Source organism: Streptomyces aculeolatus (assembly GCF_020400605.1).
Classification (GTDB): domain Bacteria; phylum Actinomycetota; class Actinomycetes; order Streptomycetales; family Streptomycetaceae; genus Streptomyces; species Streptomyces aculeolatus.
Genome location: NZ_JAINRD010000006.1, coordinates 238,210 through 257,596, shown reverse-complemented (window position 1 = coordinate 257,596; position 19,387 = coordinate 238,210). Strand labels below are relative to the sequence as shown.

Annotated in this window: 16 protein-coding genes and 2 tRNA genes; 11 read left to right on the top strand and 7 right to left on the bottom strand. The window is 73.0% G+C overall.

Annotation, left to right across the window (positions count from 1 at the left end; all coding sequences use genetic code 11):
• Positions 1 to 97: 97 nt before the first annotated feature.
• From aroA to LG396_RS13815, 3 genes are all read left to right on the top strand, one after another.
• A complete protein-coding gene (gene aroA, locus LG396_RS13825) occupies positions 98 to 1,507 on the top strand; it encodes a 3-phosphoshikimate 1-carboxyvinyltransferase (protein WP_225794984.1) in 1,410 nt (469 codons plus the stop codon).
• Positions 1,508 to 1,515: 8 nt separating this feature from the next.
• Complete coding sequence (rsgA, locus tag LG396_RS13820; RefSeq protein WP_026276106.1) at positions 1,516 to 2,523, top strand: ribosome small subunit-dependent GTPase A; 1,008 nt, start codon at positions 1,516 to 1,518, stop codon at positions 2,521 to 2,523.
• A 106-nt stretch (positions 2,524 to 2,629) separates the two neighbouring features.
• Entirely contained in the window at positions 2,630 to 2,953 is a 324-nt protein-coding gene (locus tag LG396_RS13815) for a DMT family transporter (RefSeq protein ID WP_018835040.1), read from the top strand.
• Here LG396_RS13815 and LG396_RS13810 read toward each other — a convergent pair.
• Positions 2,919 to 3,476, bottom strand: a complete 558-nt coding sequence (locus tag LG396_RS13810; protein ID WP_018835039.1) for a TetR/AcrR family transcriptional regulator — start codon at positions 3,474 to 3,476, stop codon at positions 2,919 to 2,921. The two genes, LG396_RS13815 and LG396_RS13810, sit on opposite strands and share 35 nt — an antisense overlap.
• A 213-nt stretch (positions 3,477 to 3,689) precedes the next feature.
• Between LG396_RS13810 and hisN the strand changes: the two genes are divergently transcribed.
• The 7 genes from hisN (at position 3,690) to LG396_RS13775 (ending at position 9,768) form a co-directional block, all read left to right on the top strand.
• Positions 3,690 to 4,484, top strand: a complete 795-nt coding sequence (hisN, locus tag LG396_RS13805) for a histidinol-phosphatase (RefSeq protein ID WP_225794983.1) — start codon at positions 3,690 to 3,692, stop codon at positions 4,482 to 4,484.
• A gap of 182 nt (positions 4,485 to 4,666) precedes the next feature.
• Entirely contained in the window at positions 4,667 to 5,077 is a 411-nt protein-coding gene (locus tag LG396_RS13800) for a CBS domain-containing protein (protein WP_018835037.1), read from the top strand.
• Positions 5,078 to 5,296: 219 nt separating this feature from the next.
• Complete coding sequence (locus LG396_RS13795) at positions 5,297 to 5,722, top strand: Fur family transcriptional regulator (protein ID WP_018853024.1); 426 nt, start codon at positions 5,297 to 5,299, stop codon at positions 5,720 to 5,722.
• Positions 5,723 to 5,765: 43 nt separating this feature from the next.
• A tRNA-Met gene (locus tag LG396_RS13790) sits at positions 5,766 to 5,842 on the top strand.
• 811 nt (positions 5,843 to 6,653) lie between these two features.
• On the top strand, positions 6,654 to 7,196 hold the full coding sequence (locus LG396_RS13785; RefSeq protein ID WP_225794982.1) for a PadR family transcriptional regulator: 543 nt from the start codon (positions 6,654 to 6,656) through the stop codon (positions 7,194 to 7,196).
• Positions 7,193 to 7,987 carry an ABC transporter ATP-binding protein gene (locus LG396_RS13780; RefSeq protein ID WP_263979070.1) on the top strand — a complete coding sequence of 265 codons (795 nt, stop codon included), beginning with the start codon at positions 7,193 to 7,195 and terminating at the stop codon, positions 7,985 to 7,987. The genes LG396_RS13785 and LG396_RS13780 overlap by 4 nt, the downstream gene beginning before the upstream one ends.
• The gene (locus LG396_RS13775) at positions 7,987 to 9,768 is read left to right on the top strand and encodes an ABC transporter permease (RefSeq protein WP_225794980.1); all 1,782 of its coding nucleotides are present in this window, start codon (positions 7,987 to 7,989) and stop codon (positions 9,766 to 9,768) included. The genes LG396_RS13780 and LG396_RS13775 overlap by 1 nt, the downstream gene beginning before the upstream one ends.
• 325 nt (positions 9,769 to 10,093) lie before the next feature.
• Here LG396_RS13775 and LG396_RS13770 read toward each other — a convergent pair whose 3' ends face one another.
• The 3 genes from LG396_RS13770 to LG396_RS13760 form a co-directional block, all read right to left on the bottom strand.
• Entirely contained in the window at positions 10,094 to 11,905 is a 1,812-nt protein-coding gene (locus LG396_RS13770; protein ID WP_225795070.1) for a tetratricopeptide repeat protein, read from the bottom strand.
• 378 nt (positions 11,906 to 12,283) lie between these two features.
• Positions 12,284 to 12,357, bottom strand: a tRNA-Met gene (locus LG396_RS13765).
• Positions 12,358 to 12,458: 101 nt separating this feature from the next.
• Positions 12,459 to 15,434 carry a UPF0182 family membrane protein gene (locus LG396_RS13760; protein WP_225795069.1) on the bottom strand — a complete coding sequence of 992 codons (2,976 nt, stop codon included), beginning with the start codon at positions 15,432 to 15,434 and terminating at the stop codon, positions 12,459 to 12,461.
• A 147-nt stretch (positions 15,435 to 15,581) separates the two neighbouring features.
• Between LG396_RS13760 and LG396_RS13755 the strand changes: the two genes are divergently transcribed.
• Entirely contained in the window at positions 15,582 to 16,175 is a 594-nt protein-coding gene (locus LG396_RS13755) for a PPA1309 family protein (RefSeq protein WP_225794979.1), read from the top strand.
• Positions 16,176 to 16,250: 75 nt separating this feature from the next.
• Here LG396_RS13755 and LG396_RS13750 read toward each other — a convergent pair whose 3' ends face one another.
• The 3 genes from LG396_RS13750 to LG396_RS13740 all read right to left on the bottom strand — a co-directional run bounded on the left by LG396_RS13750 (position 16,251) and on the right by LG396_RS13740 (position 19,371).
• Positions 16,251 to 17,345, bottom strand: coding sequence for a YlbL family protein (locus tag LG396_RS13750; RefSeq protein ID WP_037740928.1), 1,095 nt, complete (start codon positions 17,343 to 17,345; stop codon positions 16,251 to 16,253).
• A gap of 270 nt (positions 17,346 to 17,615) precedes the next feature.
• Entirely contained in the window at positions 17,616 to 18,095 is a 480-nt protein-coding gene (locus LG396_RS13745) for a molybdenum cofactor biosynthesis protein MoaE (RefSeq protein WP_027746241.1), read from the bottom strand.
• A 130-nt stretch (positions 18,096 to 18,225) separates the two neighbouring features.
• Positions 18,226 to 19,371 (bottom strand): SDR family oxidoreductase, encoded by a 1,146-nt coding sequence (locus tag LG396_RS13740; RefSeq protein ID WP_018835029.1) that lies wholly within the window; start codon positions 19,369 to 19,371, stop codon positions 18,226 to 18,228.
• Positions 19,372 to 19,387 lie beyond the last annotated feature (16 nt).

Below are 19,387 nucleotides of genomic sequence, written 5' to 3'. Positions count from 1 at the left end.
GGCCCGCGCCACCCCGGTCGTCCACAGGCCGGCGGTTGTCCACAGGCCGGCGGCCGGACACTGCGGCGGGCGGGCCCGCCCGCATAGGGTGAGTGCCATGACCGCTACGCAGAGCAGCCCCTGGCCCGCGCCGACCGCCTCAGGACCGGTGGCCGCGGCCGTCACCGTGCCCGGCTCGAAGTCGGTCACGAACCGGGCGCTCGTGCTCGCCGCGCTCGCCGCCGGGCCCGGCCTGCTGCGCCGGCCGCTGCGCTCGCGCGACAGCGCCCTGATGGCCGGGGGCCTGACGGCCCTGGGCGTCGGCATCGAGGAGGGCGCGGGCCCGGCGGGTGCCGAGGAGTGGCGCGTCACCCCCGGCGGCGGCCTGCGGGGCGACGCCGCGGTGGACGTGGGCAACGCGGGGACGGTCATGCGCTTCCTGCCCCCCGTCGCGGCGCTGGCCGACGGCCCGGTCCGCTTCGACGGCGACCCGCGCAGCCACGAGCGCCCGCTGCACGGCGTCATCGACGCGCTGCGCGCCCTCGGCGCCCGGATCGACGACACCGCGCGGGGCAGCGCCGGCGCCCTGCCGCTGACGGTGCACGGCACGGGCGCCCTGCGGGGCGGCCCGGTCGAGGTCGACGCCTCCTCGTCCTCGCAGTTCGTCAGCGCGCTGCTGCTGTCCGCGCCGCGCTTCGACAAGGGCGTGGAGCTGCGCCACACGGGCGAGCGGCTGCCGTCGCTGCCGCACATCCGGATGACCGTGGAAATGCTGCGCGCGGCCGGCGCCGAGGTGGAGGCCCCGGAGGACAGCGGCGAGCCGAACGTCTGGCGGGTGGCGCCGGGCCCGCTGCGCGGCCGGGACCTGACGGTCGAGCCCGACCTGTCGAACGCGCAGCCGTTCCTGGCCGCCGCGCTCCTCACCGGCGGCCGGGTCACCATCCGCGACTGGCCCCGCCGGACCACCCAGCCCGGGGACGCGCTGCGCGCGATCTTCACGGAGATGGGCGGCTCCTGCGAGCTGGTGACCACCGCGGACGGCACGGACCTGGTCTTCACCGGCCCCTCGGCCGGCTCCTCCGCGGGAGGCGTCCGCGGCATCGATATCGACCTCTCCGAGGTCGGCGAACTGACTCCCGGCATCGCCGCGGTGGCCGCGCTGGCGGACTCGCCGTCGCGGCTGCGCGGCGTCGGCCACCTGCGGCTGCACGAGACGGACCGGCTCGCCGCCCTCACGCAGGAGATCAACGGGCTGGGGGGCGACGTCACCGAGACCGAAGACGGGCTGGAGATCCGCCCGCGCCCGCTGCACGGCGGCGTCTTCCACACGTACGACGACCACCGGATGGCCACCGCGGGAGCGGTCCTGGGCCTGGCGGTGGAGGGTGTGCGGGTGGAGAACGTGGAGACGACCGCCAAGACCCTGCCCGACTTCACCGGGATGTGGACCGGCCTCCTCGCCGGGGCGGACACCGGACCCGGCGCCGCGCCCGGAGCCGGCGCGCCCGCCGCCGCCCGGAGAGACTGACCCGCACGATGCGGCGCTACGGCAAGAACCCCGACGAGGACGACGTCCGCGTACGCCCGGACCGCCGGGGCAGCCGGCCCCGCAGCCGCAACCGGCCCAAGCACGAGGACGCCACCGAGGGCTTCGTGCTGACCGTCGACCGCGGCCGGATCACCTGCCTGGTGCAGGAGCGCACGATCACCGCGATGAAGGCGCGCGAGCTGGGCCGCAAGGGCATCGTCGTCGGCGACCGGGTCGCGGTCGTCGGCGACGTCTCGGGCGACCCCGGGACGCTGGCGCGCATCGTCCGGGTCGAGGAGCGCACGTCGGTGCTGCGCCGCACGGCCGACGACGACGATCCGTACGAGCGCGTGGTCGTCGCCAACGCCGACCAGTTGGCCATCGTCACCGCCCTCGCCGACCCGCCGCCCCGCCCGCGCCTGGTGGACCGCTGCCTGGTCGCCGCGTACGACGGCGGGCTCGACCCGCTGCTGGTGCTGACGAAGTCCGACCTGGCGCCCGCGGACGAGCTGCTGGAGTCGTACGCCCCGCTGGGCGTGCGGGCCGTCGCCTGCAACCGCGACGAGCTGGCCACCGGCGCCGGCGCGGCCCGCGTGCTGGATCTCCTCACCGACCGCGTCACCGCCTTCGTCGGCCACAGCGGCGTCGGCAAGACCACCCTGGTCAACGCGCTCGTGCCGGCGCGCCAGCGGGCCACCGGCGAGGTGAACGTCGTCACCGGCCGCGGCCGCCACACCACGACGTCCGCGCTCGCCCTGCCGCTGCCCGACGACAGGGGCTGGGCCATCGACACCCCCGGCGTGCGGTCGTTCGGCCTGGCGCACGTCGACCCGTCGCGCGTCATCCACGCCTTCCCCGACCTGGAGCCCGGGACGGCGGACTGCCCGCGCAACTGCAGCCACGACGAGCCGGACTGCGCGCTGGACGCCTGGGTCGCCGAGGGCCACGCCGATCCCGCACGGCTCGCGTCGCTGCGCCGGCTGCTCGCCACCCGCGAGCGCCGCGAAGGGGACTGACGGGCGCCGGCCCCGGGCCGCCGAAGCCTTCGGCAGGTCCATCGCCCAAGCGGAGGCGCGTTGGGCATAATCGCAGGAGCGTCAACCGAACGGGAGGCACTACACGATGGCGTGGCTGCTGGTCGTCGTGGCCGGAATCCTCGAAACCGGCTTCGCCGTCTGTCTGAAGCTCTCCCACGGCTTCACCCGGCTCTGGCCGACGGTCGCCTTCTGCGTGTTCGCGCTCGGCAGCTTCGGCCTGCTGACGCTGTCGCTGAAGAAGCTGGACGTCGGTCCGGCGTACGCGGTGTGGACGGGCATCGGTGCCGCGGGCACCGCGATCTACGGCATGGTCTTCCTCGGCGACCTGGTCTCCGCGCTGAAGCTCGTCTCCATCTCGCTGGTGGTCGTCGGCGTCATCGGCCTGCAGCTGTCCGGCTCGGCGCACTGACCGCCAGCAGCCCGCGGACCGTCCGCTCCACGTCCTCGCCCCGCGCCGCGGGCGCGACCACGTACGACAGCGTCAGCCGGGTCACCGCCTCGCAGACCCGGCGGCGTTCGCCCGGTCCCCCCGGCAACTGCTCCTCCAGCGCCCGCAGCACCCGGTCGCGTACCTCCTCGACCAGTTGCGCGGGCGTCTCCACGGGCGGGTCCGGGCGCCGTGCGCCCGGCGCACCGCCCCTGGCGGACACGCGCCGCGCGGGGGTCGGCAGTTGCTCGCCCCAGCACCCGGTGAGCGCGGCGCGCACCAGCGGGTTGCCGCGGGCCGCGCGCAGTGTCCAAGCGACCAGGGCGAGCAGTCGGCCACCGGCGTCGGCGCCGGATCTGCGGGCGCCGACCAGCGTCCGTTCCACGCCCGCGAGGTAGCCGTCGACCTCGCGTCTGACGAGGGCCTGGGCCAGGCCCTCCTTGCTGCCGAACTCGTTGTAGAGAGTCTGGCGGGACACCCCGGCCGTGGCGGCGACGTCGACCATCCGCACCGCCGCCCAGGGCCGGCTCCTGAGCGCCGCGAAGGCGGCGTCGAGGAGTCCTTCTCGCGCTGTGGGCATCGTGGCCTCCAGAAGGCGACCGTGCGCTCAGAATTGACGCACCGCCAGGTGCTGTCAAGGGTCCGTACGAGGGGCCGGAGACCCGCCGCGGGCGCGGGCGAAGGTTGGCGGTGCACCTTTGGGGTTACTGTTCGTTGCATGGCCGGTTTTCATGATGATCTGCGTCTCGCCCACGTCCTGGCGGACGCCGCCGACGCCACCACGATGGAGCGGTTCAAGGCCCTCGACCTGAAGGTCGAGACGAAGCCGGACCTGACTCCGGTGTCGGAGGCGGACAGATCGGCGGAGGAGCTGATCCGCTCCTCCCTGCGGCGGGCCCGGCCGCGCGACGCCGTGATGGGCGAGGAGTACGGCACCGAGGGCACCGGCCCGCGGCGCTGGATCATCGACCCGATCGACGGCACCAAGAACTACGTCCGCGGCGTCCCCGTGTGGGCGACGCTCATCGCGCTCATGGCGCCGGGTGCGGAGGGCAACCAGCCGGTCGTCGGCGTGGTGTCGGCCCCGGCCCTCGGCCGCCGGTGGTGGGCGGTGCAGGGCGGCGGCGCGTACACCGGCCGCAGCCTGGCGAAGGCGAGCCCGCTGCGGGTGTCGGGGGTGCAGCGCATCGAGGACGCCTCGTTCGCGTACTCCTCGCTGCACGGCTGGGACGAGCGCGGCAGGCTGGACGGCTTCCTGCACCTGACCCGCGACTGCTGGCGCAGCCGGGGGTACGGGGACTTCTGGCCGTACATGATGGTCGCCGAGGGGACGGTCGACATCTGCGCGGAGCCGGAGCTGTCGCTGTGGGACATGGCGGCGTGCGCGGCGATCGTGGCGGAGGCCGGCGGCATGTTCACGGGCCTGGACGGCGAAGCGGGGCCGCACAGCGGCAACGCCGCGGCGTCCAACGGCCTGCTCCACCAGGAACTGCTGAAGTACCTCGGCCCGTAGCCGCCCGTCCGGGCCGCCGGCAAACCCGCGCCCGGGGGCGCGGGCCCGGCGGCCGGGCCTCCCCCGCCCCTTGTTGCCCTCTCCTCTGCGTGCCAATCTGGCAGTGACAGACCTTGTGAACTTGTGAATGTCTTCACAGGCCGGCACAAGGGCCCGTAACGCCTAGGAGGTGGCTCCACCCCATGCTCGTCCGCGACGCCATGAGCACGGTGGTCCTCACCATCGGCCCCGCTCACACCCTCCGCCAGGCCGCCCGGCTGATGTCCGCGCGGCGCGTCGGGGCGGCGATCGTCTTCGACCCCGACACCAGCGGGCTCGGCATCCTGACCGAGCGCGACATCCTCAACTCCGTCGGCGCGGGCCAGGACCCGGACATGGAGAAGGCCGACGACCACACGACCACGGACGTCGTCTTCGCCGCACCCGGCTGGACCCTCGACGACGCCGCCGGCGCCATGACCCACGGCAGCTTCCGGCATCTGATCGTCCTCGACGACGCGGAGCCGGTCGGCATCGTGTCCGTGCGCGACATCATCCGCTGCTGGACCCCGGAGCGGCAGGAGCCGGAGCGCCGCGAGACAGCCCTCGCGTAGCGCACCGGAAAGTCAGAGGGGCCGGGAGCCCGACCGGCATCCCGACCCCTCTGTCCGTGCACGGCAACCGGCCCGCGGCCGCACAGGGCCTGGAGCACGGCCTCGGAACCGATCGCCGCAGCCTGCCAGGGAGCCTACATTAGACACAGTCCAAGTCAAGATTCCAATGAAGTCCGTATGGGTTCTGGCCATAGAGCGGTGCGCTGCTACCCTGAATGCATGAGTGACCTCCTGGAGCGACTGCGCGGCCGTGGCTTCCGGCTCACCGCACAGCGGCGAGTCGTGGCCGAGGTCCTGGACGGCGACCACGTGCACTACACCGCCGACGAAGTACTCGCACGTGCCACCGCCCGGCTCCCCGAGATCTCCCGGGCGACGGTCTACAACACTCTGGGCGAGCTGGTCGCCCTCGGCGAGGTGCTCGAAGTCAGCACCGACGGCCGCGCCAAGCGGTACGACCCCAACGCCCACAGCGCGCACCAGCACCTGGTGTGCAGCCGCTGCGGCTCGATCCGCGACGTGCGCCCGGAGGGCGACCTGCTGTCGACGCTGCCCGAGGGCGAGCGCTACGGCTTCCGGGTCTCCGGCGCCGAGGTCACGTACCGGGGCATCTGCCCGGACTGCGCCGAGCGGCGCGGGAAGTAATTTGCGCTGGTCGATCAGCCAGGGGTAGTGTTGGTTTCACCGACGCGGGGTGGAGCAGCTCGGTAGCTCGCTGGGCTCATAACCCAGAGGTCGCAGGTTCAAATCCTGTCCCCGCTACCACATGACGAAGGCCCGGACCATCTGGTCCGGGCCTTCGTTCGTCGTACGCCGCATCCACCGCCTGCGGCGTGTGAGCCGAGATGGTGAATCGTGACCGGGAAGCGGTGAGCGCCAGGGTGGCCGTCAGGCGGTCGGCGCGGGGCGTCGCCGGGCAGAGACACCCACGTGAAGCAGGACGAGGGGTGGCCGACCAGCGGTAGCCCTGCCAGTTCCTGCGCGGGAGGGTCTGCGGGCCTTGGCGTCGTCCCGACTCAGCGCCTCCAACTGGCCCACCGTGCCGTCGTCGAGCGGCTGCAAGCGATCGCCGTGGTCAGGGCCGGGCTGTGATGCCCGGTGCCACCACCAGTGGAGGTCGTGCCGTCGGGCGATCCTGACCAGGCGGACGCGGTCGGCTTCCGTCGTGGCCAGGTGGTTGTGCAGGGTCGACATGGTGTAGGCCGCACGCACCGGCCGGGTAGCGCACAGCTTCTCCAGGGCGTCGGGGCCTTGCCCGTCGACGGGGTGGGGATGGGCTCCAGGCCGAGGTGGAAGGCGTGCGCGAGCGCCTTGAAACCAGCGTAGGTGAGTGCGTCGGCCGCGACGACGCCGCCGGCCGTGAGCGCGGCCACGGCGGTGACGGCTAGGCCGGTGCTGCGCACCGTTGACGACGAGGATCCGGTCCGCGCCGCGGGTGCCGTCCCGTCGAGGCCCTGTCCTGAGGCGGCCCGGTCTGGCCGCTTCCTGAAGGGGGGGTGCGCGGTGAGTGACAGTTTGACGCCGCATTTACTTAACCGCTATCTATTGCGCTGTCGTAGAGGAAGAGAGGCCGTCCGTGCAGGACGTGGTGCTGGCGCTTCTGGTCAAGGGACCGTCGCACGGATACGACCTGCGCGGACGGCTGTGCGCCGCGCTCGGGCCGCTGGGCGAGACGCTCAATGCCGGGCAGGTGTACGTCACACTCACCCGGCTCGAGAAGGTGGGTCTGGTCGTTCGGGACCGTGAGGACGCGTCCGCGCGTGGTCCGCGGCGCAAGGTGTACGCACTGACCGGGGCCGGACGGGAGCGGGTGGCCGGGTGGCTGGCCGAGCCCGCCGGGCCCCGGGCGGACGTGGCGGAGTTCCATCTGAAGCTGGTGGCCGCCGCCGAGTCGGGGATGGCCGAGCCGCTCGCGCTCGTCGAGGCCCGGCGCCGCGAGCTGAGGCGCAGCCTCGCCGAGGCCCAGCACACCCTCCTTGCTCACGGCACGGACACGGAGGCCGGGCTGCTCCTGGAGGGCATCGCACTCCGATTGCAGGCCGATCTGCACTGGTTGGAGGCGTGCGGGCGCGCCTGGTCCGCGCGCGCCCCGTACGGGAAAGACGGAGGGAACGGATGACGACACGAGGCGGCCGACGTGGCGGAGGGCCATCCCGGCGCGGTGAGGGCGGGGAGGTGACGGCAGGTCCGGTGCTGCGGGCCGTCGGCCTGTCGCGGGTCTACGGGCAGGGCGAGAGCACGGTGGTGGCCGTCGACGGGGTCGATCTCGACATACCGGCCGGGCAGACGCTGGCCGTGACCGGCCCCAGCGGCTGCGGCAAGTCGACCCTGCTGCATCTTCTGGCCGGACTCGACCGGCCCGACGAGGGCGAGGTGTGGCTCGGCGGGCAACGCATCGACCGGTTCGGACAGCGTGCGCTCGCCCGGCTGCGGCGCCGCGCGGTCGGCTTCGTGCATCAGGACTTCCACCTGATGGACGAGCTGACCGCGGCCGAGAACGTCGAGCTGCCCGCGCTGCTCGCCGGCAACTCACCGCGCACCGCCCGCCGTCGCGCCGCGGCCCTTCTAGACCGTGCCGGGCTCGCGGACCGGGACCGGCACCTGCCGTCCGAGCTGTCCGGTGGGCAGCGCCAGCGGGTAGCCATCGCCCGCGCTTTGGTCAACGAGCCGCTCGTGGTCCTCGCCGACGAACCCACCGGGAACCTCGACACCGCCGCGACCCACGACGTTCTGCGCCTCTTCTCGGACCTGCGGGACGCCGGACAGACCCTCGTGCTCGTCACCCATGACGAACGCGTCGCCGCCACCGCCGGCCGGGTCGTCTCCCTGCGCGACGGGGCGCTGTGCGAGGACACACTCGTGCCCGCGGGTGGCTCGCAGCTGGGCGCGTTCCTGGGATGGGAGGGGTGATGAGAGGCCGTCTGCTGCTGATCTGGCGGCTTGTCGCACGGGACATACGGCGCCGTCCGGGCGAAGCCGTCGTGTTGCTGCTCGCCGTCACCGCCGCCACCGCGTCGCTCACCCTGGGGATGGCCACCGACAACGCCGTGGTCGGTGGGTACCTGAAGACCCGTGAGGTCACCGCAGGGCCGGACGTCACTGCCATCACCACCGCCACCGGCCCCACCGCCCTGGCCGGGCGCATCGCCGACGCACCCGGCGTGGACCAGGTGGCAGCCCCGGTCCCCGGGTTCTCCACTACGGTCCGCGCCCACGGGCATACGGAGAACACCGCGGTCGAAGGGCGTGAGCGCACCGCGTCCGCCGTGGACCGGCCGCTGGTGACCTCCGGCACGTGGGTGCGCAGCGGCGGCGCGGTCGTCGAACGCGGTTTCGCCCAGGCACTCGGTGTGCGCGTCGGTGACCGCGTCACTATCGGCGGGCGCGCGTACCCGGTGGTCGGCACGGCCGTCAGCGCGGCCACCGCCGTCTATCCATGGGGCAATTGGGCCGAGGGTCCCGGTCCGTCCGACGGGGGCGGCCGGATTTGGCTCACCACCGACGACGCCCGCGCGGCAGCCGGCGATGAGTCGCTCCTGTACCTGTTGAACATCAAGCTGTCCGACCCCGGCGCGGCACGCGGCTGGGCGGGAACCGTCCTGACCGACGACCTCCGGGGCCGGGACTGGGTCAACACCCATTCCTGGCAGACCTTTGTCGACGACAACACCCGGCTGCTGCGCTCGGTCCAGCCCGCCCTGGTCGTCGGCGGAGGGCTGCTCGCCGCGGCCTCGGTGGTCACCCTCGCCTCACTCGCCGCCGTGCGCGGCCCGCGGGATCACCGGCGCGCAGGCCTGTTCCAGGCGGTCGGCGCCACACCCAGGACCGTGGCCGCGATGCTGCTCGCGCAGTACCTGCTCCTGACGGTGGTGTCCGCCGTCGCCGGGGTCACCGTGGGATGTCTGACCGCTCCCGCGCTGGCCGACCCCAGTGCCGGGCTGCTCAACACAGCCGCCCCGCCGACCACGGGCATCATCACGACCGCGACCGTGCTCGCCCTGCTGGTGACCCTGATCGGCACGCTCGGCCCGGTGCTGCGCACCGTGCGCTCCAGCACCGTCGACACCCTCGCCGACCCTGCGCACCCGACCGCATACCGTCCTCGGCTTACCGCCATGACGGCCCATCTGCCCACGCCGCTCCTGATCGGCGTACGGCTGATCGCTCGACGTCCCGGACGCGCCGTCCTGAGCGCCGTCGGCACGGCAGCCACCACCGTCATGGTGACTGCGGTCCTCACCTTTCAGGTGTCGCTCGAAGCGGACACCGCTCGGGGAGCGTCCGCCGTCGAGGAGATTCGCAACGCCGTGACCGGCCACGTCATGCTCGGTGCCACCGTCGCCCTCGTGGCGCTGTCCGTGCTCAACACCGTCTTCGTCGGCTGGAGCGCCGCGGTGCAGGCCCGGCGCGCCCTGGCGGTCACCCGCACCCTCGGTGCCACGCCGGGCCAGGTCATCGCGGCGCTGTGCACCGCGCAACTGCTGCCCGCAGTGGGCGCGATCGCAGTGGGCATACCGCTCGGAATCGGCCTGTTCGCGCTGTTCAGCGCGGTCGTGGTGACGCCCCCGGGCACCTGGCTCGCGACCGCGGCCCCCGCCGCACTCCTGGCCGTGGCAGCGCTGACCGCCCTGCCCGCCTGGCTCCACACCCGCAGCCCCGCCGGGCGTGTCCTCAACGCCGAACCTGCCTGACAGGCCTTCCACCCCGGGCCCGTCGATCAATACTCGTGCTCAAGCGTCACCGGCGGCGTCCGGGTCTCAGAAGGAGCGCACCTGAGCGGGGAGATACGGGCCGCGTCCTCGTCCTCGATGTCGTGGCCCCCGGCACGGAACCGGGCCACGGCGCGCAGGCCGTCGACGGGGGCGGGCAGGCCACCGTCCCACATCTGGCGCAGCTCGATCGCGGACTGGGCGGGGATAAGCGCGGCGTTCGGCCGCCGAACGCGCCGCCAGTACCTCCCGGGCCCCTACCGAGAGGCCTGGCGGCAGGCCCCGCTGCGGACGTCGTACGGACCGCTCAGGCGGTGAGTTCCTGCGCGAGCGCGTCCCGCAGCCGTGCGGCGCGCTCGGCGACCTCCGCGGGGCCCAGCTCCACCGCGCGCGACGACCAGTGCTGGCTCTCCGGCAGGTCGCCCCGCCGCGCGGCCAGCAGCGCGAGCCGCAGCGCCGCACGGCCGTGGCCGTGCTCCGCCGCCCGGCGCCACCAGATCGCCGCCTCCGGCACGCTGCCCTCGCGCGCCAGCAGCAGGCCCAGGTTGAAGGCGCCGTTGCGGCTGCCCGCCTCCGCGGCGGCCCGGTACCACCGGCCGGCGGCCTCCGTCTCGCCCCGGCCGGCCGCGCGCATGCCCAGCCGCACCTGGGCGCGGCGGTGCCCCTGCCGCGCGGCCTGCTCGTACCACTGCTCGCACTCGGCGTCGGCGTCGGAGCCGCCCGCGCCGCCCGGGGCGCCGGCGGCACCCGCGGCCACCGCCCCGCCCCACGCCCGCGCGCTGCGCGAGCCCGCGGCGTCCGGCTCCGCTCCGGGGCCGGGCCGCCGGTCGTCCAGCAGCGCCGCCAGCCGGAACGCGCCCTCCGGGCTGCCGCCCTCGGCGGCGGTCCGCAGCCGGTGCTCCGCCTCCTTCTCCTCGCCGTCGCGCAGCAGCCCGATGCCGACCTGCAACGCGGCCTCCACGTGCCCGGCGGACGCGGCGCGCTCGTACCACTGCCGCGCGCCCGTCTCGTCCTCCCGGCCCGCGTGGATGATCCCGAGGTTGAACGCCGCGTCGACGCTCCCGGCCTCCGCGGCCTTCGAGAACCACGGCTCCGCGCCCGCGGCGTCGCCGCGCTGCAGCAGCAGCACGGCCAGCGCGTTGGCCGCCTCGCAGTGCCCGGTGTAGGCGGCCTGCCGGTACCACTGCTCGGCCTGCTCGACCCGGTTCTCCCCGGCGCACAGCAGCGCGAGGTTGTACGCGCCGTTGACGTCGCCCGCGCCGAGCGCCGCGCGGTACCACCGCTCGGCCTCCTGCGGCTCGCCGCGGTCCGCGTACAGCGCGCCGAGCGCGTTCGCCGCGTTGCCGTCGCCGTCCTTGGCCGCCTGGCGCCACCACACGGCCGCGCTGGCGTCGTCACCGGCGTCGCGCAGCAGGAAGCCCAGCGCGCATGCCGCGCGCGGCTCACCGCCCCGTGCGGAGATCACGTACCACCGGCCGGCCTCCTGCGACTCGCCGCGCTCCTCCAGGAGCGTGCCGAGGTGCAGCGCGGCGCGCACGTGTCCGCGCGCGGCGGCCTGCCGGTACCACTGTTCGGCCTCGGCGACCGGGTCGTCGCCGGCCCCGGCCGCGCCGCGGACGAGGCTCACCGCGGCCGGCGACGCCGGCGGCGTCAGCCGCGTACCCGTCTCGACGCCGCTGCCGGACCGCGCCCGGGTGCCGGTGTCGAGAATGCGCGCGAGGCGGTACGCCGCCTCGCGGTGGCCCTTGTCGGCGGCGATCCGGAACCAGCGCTCCGCGCCCACGTCGCTGCGGTGCTCCAGCAGGTCGGCGAGCGCGTACGCGCCCAGCGCGTGCCCGGCCTCGGCGGACTGGCGCAGCCAGTACTCGGCGCCGGGCTCGTCGCCGTTCTCCCGGTAGTACCGCCCCAGCGCGTGCGCGGCGGCGGGCGAGCCGCCGACCGCGGCGATACGCCACCAGCCGGCCGCCTCGTGGACCTGGCCGCGCTGGTAGAGCAGCACGCCCAGGTTGTTCGCCGCCGCCCGGTCGCCCTCGCCGGTCGCGGCGCGCAGCACCGGCTCGGCGCCGTCGAGATCCCCCTTGCGCAGCAGGGCGGCGCCCCGCGCGCTGAGCTCCGCCACGGCCGGGTCCTGGCCGCGCGCAGCGCTCAACTCACCGGTGGCGGCGGGAGCCTTGCGCTCCTGGCCACCGGTGCCCCCTGTCCTACGGGCGTCCAACACCCTTGCCTCGTCCCCCATGAGGTCCATCGTCGCACCACCTGCAACCCGCGTACACCTGGTATACCGCAGCCAGGAAGGTCACTACAGCGGTTTGTCGACTTCCCGACAGGACGACTCATCAAACCTCGTCACACCCACAACCCCCAAAACAATGACCTCAAGAACACACACACGACACATCCGCCCCCCTGACACCACCGCCCCCACGGCACCCACGGATCACGCACCAGACACACGTCGAGGCCCGGAGTCCGATGGACTCCGGGCCTCGATCTCAAGTAGCGGGGACAGGATTTGAACCTGCGACCTCTGGGTTATGAGCCCAGCGAGCTACCGAGCTGCTCCACCCCGCGTCGTTGTGCCGTAAGGCTATCACGCTGGCGGGGGCCTCAACGCCACCGGCCCGCGCGGCCCGTGGCCCGCCGGACTACCCGTCCGGCGGGCCACGGCCGCCCTAGGCCTCGCCGCCTCCGCCGTCGCCGGCATCACCGGCATCACTGCCGCCTTCGCCGTCGGCTCCGCCGCCGCCGTCACCGGAACCGCCACCGGCTCCGTCGTCGCCGTTCGAGCCGGCCTGCTGCTCGGCGTCCTCGATCCGCTGGAGGGCCTCCTCCAGCTCGTCCTGGGCCTTGCCGTACGCCTCCCAGTCCTGGTCCGAGAGCGCCTGCTGACCGTCCTCGTACGCCTTCTGCGCGTCCTCCACGGCCTCCTGGAGGCTGTCACCGGCCGGCGGTTGGCCCTCTTCCGGTGGTGGCTCCTCGCCCGTGTCCTCGGGTGGTGTCGCTTCCTCCACCCCGAAGACCACGTTCAGCGCCTTGGGCAGCGTGTCCTCGAAGGCCGTCTGGTCGCCGTACGTGACCAGCACCTTGCGCAGCAATGGGTAGCCGGTGCCGGTGCCTTGCACGTACACCGGCTCGATGTAGATCAGTCCGCCCTCCAACGGCACCGTCAGCAGGTTGCCGTAGATGACTTCCGAATCGCCTCTCTGCAGGATGTTGATCTGGTCGGCGATCGCGGCGTTGGAGTTGAATCTGGACTGCACGAGCTTCGGTCCCGGCACGGGACTGTTGGGTGGCAGCTTCAGGATTCTGATCTGCCCGAAGTCGTCGCTGCGCGCGTCCGCGCCCACGGCCATGTACGCGCCCAGGTTGTTCCGGTTGCGCGGCGTGAACGTGGTCGTCAGCGAGAACGACCGCGAGTCCTGGTCCGGCATCTTCATACTGAGGTAGTAGGGCGGCACCGAGGACTCGACCTTGGTGGTCGGGTCGTCCGGGATCTCCCACTGCTCACTGCCGGAGTAGAACTGCTTGGGGCCGGTGACGTGGTACTGCGTCAGCAGTTCGCGCTGGACCTTGAACAGGTCCTGCGGGTAGCGCAGGTGGTCCATCAGCGCGTCGCTGATCTCCGCACGCGGCTTGACCGTGTCGGGGAACGCCTTCATCCAGGTCTTGAGGACCGGGTCCTCGGTGTCCCACTCGTAGAGGTCCACGCTGCCGTCGTACGCGTCGACGGTGGCCTTCACCGAGTTGCGGATGTAGTTGACCTGGTTCTGCTGCGCGACCACCGAACGCTGGTCGTCCGTCAGCGAGTCGGCCGTCGTGTCGCCCAGGGTCGTCCTGGTCGAGTACGGGTAGCCGTTGCTGGTGGTGTAGGCGTCGACGATCCAGGTGATCCGGCCGTCGACCACCGCCGGGTACGGGTCGCCGTCGATCGTCAGCCAGGGCGCGACGGCCTCCACCCGCTCCTTCGGGGTGCGGTTGTAGATGATCTGCGAGCCGTCGCCGATCGCACCGGAGTACATGATCTGCGGCTCGCTGAACGTCAGCGCGTACGCGGCCCTGTTGATCGGGTTGGACAGGTCGACGCCGCTGTCGCCCTTGTAGCGGTACGTCTTCTCACCGGAGTCGTCGGCGTAGTCGACCTCGTCCTGCGGGCCGCCCACGATCGAGTAGTCGCGGGTCTGCTCGCCGTAGTAGATGCGGGGCTCGTAGTCGCCCAGCTCGCCCTCGGGCGGCAGGTCCTTCTCCGTGTACGACGGGTCGCCGTCCTCGGTGACCTCGGTGCCCTTGGCCGCGACGACGCCGTAGCCGTGGGTGTACCGGAAGTGGCTGTTGATCCAGCCCTTCTCCGGGATGCCGTTCACGTTGATCTCACGCAGGCCGACGACGGTGTCCTGCGAGTTGCCGTCCTCGTCCTCGTACCGGTCGACATCCAGGGTGCCCGGGAACTGGTAGTAGCCGCGGACCTGCTGCTGCTGCTGGTACGTCGGCGAGACCACGCTCGGGTCGAGCAGGCGGACGCTCGCCGTGCTGTCGACGGCGCTGCGCAGCTGCTCGTTGGTGGTGTCCTTGGGCGCCTGGCCCGAGTACTCCGTCACCTGGGAGCCATCGATGTCGTACGCCTTGCGCGTCGCGTCGATGTTCTTCTTGATGAACGGCGTCTCCTTGGCCTGCTCGTTCGGCTGCACCTGGAACTTCTGCACGATCGCCGGGTACAGCCCGCCGATCAGGATCGCCGAGAGCACCATCAGGCCGAGGCCGATGAGCGGCAACTGCCAGGTGCGCCGCCACAGCGTGGCGAAGAACAGCACCGCGCAGATGATCGCGATGACGAAGAGGATCGTCTTCGCGGGCAGATACGCGTTCGCGTCGACGTAGCGCAGCCCTGTCCAGCCGTCGGTGGTCTTCAGGCCGCTGGTCTTGGTCGCCAGGCTGTAGCGGTCGAACCAGTAGGCCACCGCCTTCAGCGCCACGAAGGTGCCGAGCAGCACGGCGAGATGGCCGGTCGCCGCGGACGTCGCGCGGGCGCCCGGGCTGGAGATCCGCAGGCCGCCGTACAGGTAGTGCGTGAGCGCGGCGGCGATGGTGCACAGCACGACCGTGGCGAAGCCGAAGCCGAGCAGGAAGCGGTACCACGGCAGGTCGAACGCGAAGAAGGAGATGTCCTTGTGGAACTGCGGGTCCTTCTCCCCGAACGACTGGCCGTTCACCCACAGCAGCCACGTGCGCCACTGCCCGGTCGCGGAGGCGCCGGCGATGAGGCCCACCAGCGTGGCGACGCCGAGCAGCACCCACTTCTTGTACGGCGCCAGGTTCATCCGGTACCGGTCGAGGCTCTCCTGCTCCAGCGACATCGCGCTGAGCGGCGGCCGCAGCCGGTGGGCCAGCCACATGTTGAAGCCCACGGCGAGCGCCATCAGCAGGCCGAAGACGAAGAACAGCCCCACCTTGGTCCACAACCGGGTGGTGAAGACCGACGAATAGCCGACGGAGCGGTACCAGAGCCAGTCCGTCCAGAAGCCGGCGAACATGACGAAGACGATGCCCAGGATGGCGAGCACACCCAGGGTCATCAGCAGTGTTCGTACTCGCCGGGACGGCCTGCCCACACTGATCCGTGGCCCGGTGGGGCCCCCGCCGCGGTCCGGCATCTGGAAAGCCAAGGTGGCACCTCGATCGAGACGTGAACGTCATGTCATACGGCCCCCGCGGCACAGGGGCTCAATGTGGCAACTTACTAAAGCTTTACTCAGTTCCCGCCGGGGGGTGGCAGAGAGCGATGAGGCAGGATGACGAGCATGTCCAACTCTCCCACCGGCGGTCCACCCCTGGCAGCCGACCCGCTGACTCGCGCGGTCCTCGAGCTCGACGAGTACGCGGCCGGTTTCGGCTGGGACCGGCCGCCCCGGCTCTTCGCCCTCGTCGACACCGCGCAGCTGCGCGCGCAGGAGCCTGGGCTCGCCCAGCGACTGGACCTCGGCGCGGATGACGGCGCCGACAGCGGCGCCGGGTTCGCGGCGGGGCCGGCCGCGCAGGTCTCGTACACGCCGATCGAGCAGCAGGAACTGCCCGAAGGGCAGCCCCTCGACGAGTTCCTCGCCACCATCGCCTGGCCCGACGCGGTCGGCGGCTGCGCGCTCACGGTCGAGCGCCTGATGCTCCCGCCCGCGGCGGAGGCCGAGGTGCCCGGCGACCTCGACGAGGAGGGGCTCGCCGCCTGGGTCGCCGAGCACCCGCGGCGCGAGGAGGTCCGCCTGACCGTCGGCGTACTGCGCGACGGCAGCCGGGAGGCCGCGCTGCGGCTGCGCTCCAAGGACGCCCCCACCGAGGTGCTCACGGGCCCGGAGCTGGTGCCGGGGCTCGCCCGGGCGCTGGCGGCGACGTTCGACTGACCGCGCCGCAACGGCCGGCCGCCCCCGGCGGGGTGGCCGGCCTTCGCACGCCGCGCGCGCCCCGTGTCCGTGCGGCTACTCCTCGCACTCGTCGAGCCGGTCGAGGTTGCCCGCGCGGATGTCCTTCAGCGCGTCCATGGCGTCGGACATCGTGTGGATCTCGATGAGCGTGAGCCCGTCGGGTACGTCCCGGGCGGCCGTGGCGCAGTTCGCCGCGGGGGTCAGGAAGAACTTCGCGCCCTGGTCGCGGGCGCCGATGGTCTTCATGTGGATGCCGCCGATCGGCCCGACCTGGCTCTCGGTGTTGATCGTGCCGGTGCCGGCGACGAACTCGCCGCCCGTGAGGTCGCCCTTGGTGAGCTTGTCCACGATGCCGAGCGCGAACATCAGCCCCGCGCTGGGGCCGCCGACGTCGGCGAGCTTGATGTCGATCTCGAACGGGAAGGTGTGCGCGGTGCCCGCCGTGATGCCGACCATCGCCTTGCCCGGGTCCTGGTCGGACGCCCGGGTGGTGACGGTCAGCTCCTCGCCGGGCAGCTTGCGGGGGTCCTCGCCGTTCTTCTCGGCCTTCTCCGCCTTGTCCGCGGGGACGATCCGGAACGTGACCTTCTCCCCCGGCTTGCGGCTGGTGACCTGCTCGACCACGTCGCCGGGCCCGTCGACCGCCTTGCCGTCGACCGCCTTGATCACGTCGCCGGCGTGCAGCGTGCCCTGCGCGGCGCCGCCCGCGACCACGGAGGCCACGATCACGCGGGTGGTGAAGTCGATGCCCAACTCGTCGAGCGCCGCGACCTTGGCGCTCTCCTGGGAGGCGGTGAACTGCTCGGCGTTCTGCTGGTCGACTTCCTCGGCGGTGCTGTCGTCCGGGTACAGCGACTCGCGCGGCACCACCGCGTCGTCGGGCGAGAGCCAGCCGTAGACGGCCTCGACGAGGTTCATCTTGTAGTCGGCGCCCGTGACGCGGACCGTCGTCATGTTGAGGTGGCCGCTCGTGGGAAACGTCTTGCGGTCCTCTATCTGCAGGACGGGCTCGCCGTCGTGGTCCCCGAGGGTGTTCACCGTGGGCCCGGGCGACATCTCCGCGTAGGGCACGGGGATGAAGACCCCGGCGACGAGGATGGCGAGCAGCGTCACGGTGGAGGCGAGCAACGTCGCCGTGCGGCGTGGCATAGAACGACAGTACGGGACGCTCAAGCGGCCCCGGAACGGGAGTGGCTACGCTCCATGGCTTCCCGGAATCGGGCGTACCCCGCCAGCTCCGTGCTGTCTCCGACCTTGCGGGTCCGCGTGGCCCAGCCCGCCCATATCGCGGCCGCCCCGGCCGACGCGAGGGGTATGACCAACCAGGCTATCGCTGCCATCCCGTGCTCCTAGCTGACGTGACATCTTTCCGATAAGCCAACGCTCACGCGGGCCCGGAAGTTACGCAACTCGACAACCTCAACCAGCACCTACCCATTCCTCCGTCCCGTCCGTGAACTTCTGGTGTTTCCAGATGGGAACTTCGCGCTTGAGGGTGTCCACCAGGCTGCGGCAGGCCTCGAACGCCTCGGCGCGGTGCGGGCAGGAGACGGCGACGACGACGGCGAGATCCCCCACGGCCAGTTCGCCCACGCGGTGGACGGCGGCCAGAGCCCGTACCGGATAGCCGGCCGCGACCTTCTCCGCGATACGGCGCATCTCCGCCTCGGCGGTGGGATGGGACGAGTACCCCAGCCCGGTCACGTCCTGGACGCGCTCGGAGGCCGCCTGCCGGTCGTGGTCGCGGACCGTGCCGACGAAGAGCGCCGTGCCGCCCGCGGCGGGGTCGCCGACGGCGGCGAAGACCTCGTCGAGCGACAGCGGCTCCTCGCGGACGGCGACGAGGCGCACGGGGTCCGCCGCGGCCTGCTCGCCCGGGTGCTGCGGGGTGTCTGCCATGCGTCCATCCTGCCGCACGGGACCGACGCCGCGCCCCGCGCGGCGGGCGGCACGGGCGGCGGGCGGCACGGGCGGCCGCGCGTACGGGCCCGGGCACGGTCCGTACGCGACGCTCCGCCGCCACGGGGGCTCAGATCTTGCCGCGCCGCGCCTTGCGCACCCGCCGTACGACCGCGGCCGTGCCCAGCAGCGCGACCGTCGCCCCGGCCGCACCCGCGGCGCCCGCGGCGGCGGCGTCCTTGCGGCCCAGCCGGCGGCCCGCGACCGTGTGCCGGCCGGAGACCTCTGCGAGCAGTTCGGCGAGCACCTCCTCGTTGGTGTGCTGCGGACGCCAGCCCGCGTCGTGCAGCCGGCTGCCGCTGACGACCCACGGGTACATCGTGTACGCGAGGTCGCCGGCGGGCGACGGGGTGAGCCCGAGGCGGTGCAGCCGGGAGGCGGCGCCGAGCGCGACGGCCGACGGCAGCTCCATGCGCCGGATGCCGGTCAGCTCCTCGACCTCCTCCTGCTCCAGCCAGCCGTCGCAGCCGACGGCCAGCTCGCCTTCGGCCTTCTCCAGCGCCGCGAACTCCAGCGCGGCGGCCAGGTCGTCGATGTGGCAGAACTGCCAGCACGGCCGGGTGCCCTTGACGACCAGCAGCCGGGGCGACTCGAAGTACCGGGTCAGCGGGGTGTCGACGCCGCCGACGACGGCCGCCGGGCGCACCACCGTGACGTTCAGCCCGGGGTGCGCGCGGGGCGCGCGGCGGCCGAGGCGCTCCATCTCCAGCAGGTCGCCGACGCCGGTGGCCTCCTCGGTGGCGCGCAGCTCGGCGTCCTCGGCGAGCGGCACGGGGTTGTCGGGCAGCGCCCCGTAGACCATGGCGGAGGTGCACAGCACGACGCGGCGCACGCCGGCCGCGGCGGCGGCGGTGAGCACCGTCTGCGTACCACGTACGTTGTACGCCGTACGGGCCGTGGCGTCGGTCTCCAGGTCCAGGTCGAGCGCGAGGTGCACGACGACGTCCGTGCCGCGCAGCTTGTCGGCGATCGCGGGGTCCCGCACGTCCAGCACGTGCCAGTGGGCCTCGGGCAGCTCGCCGCGCCGCTCGTCGATGGCGACGACCTGCTTGACCTCGTCGGAGGCCGCCAGCCGCTCCGTGACCAGGGCGCCGATGCCGGCCGCCGCCCCGGTGACGGCGACGACGGGGCGCCACGCACCCGGGGCGGGCTCGTCGGCCGCGGCCCCTTCTGCGGCCTTTCGCGCTGCGCGAACGTTCGGTTCCGGGGAACTCACCGGGCGGCTCCAGCTG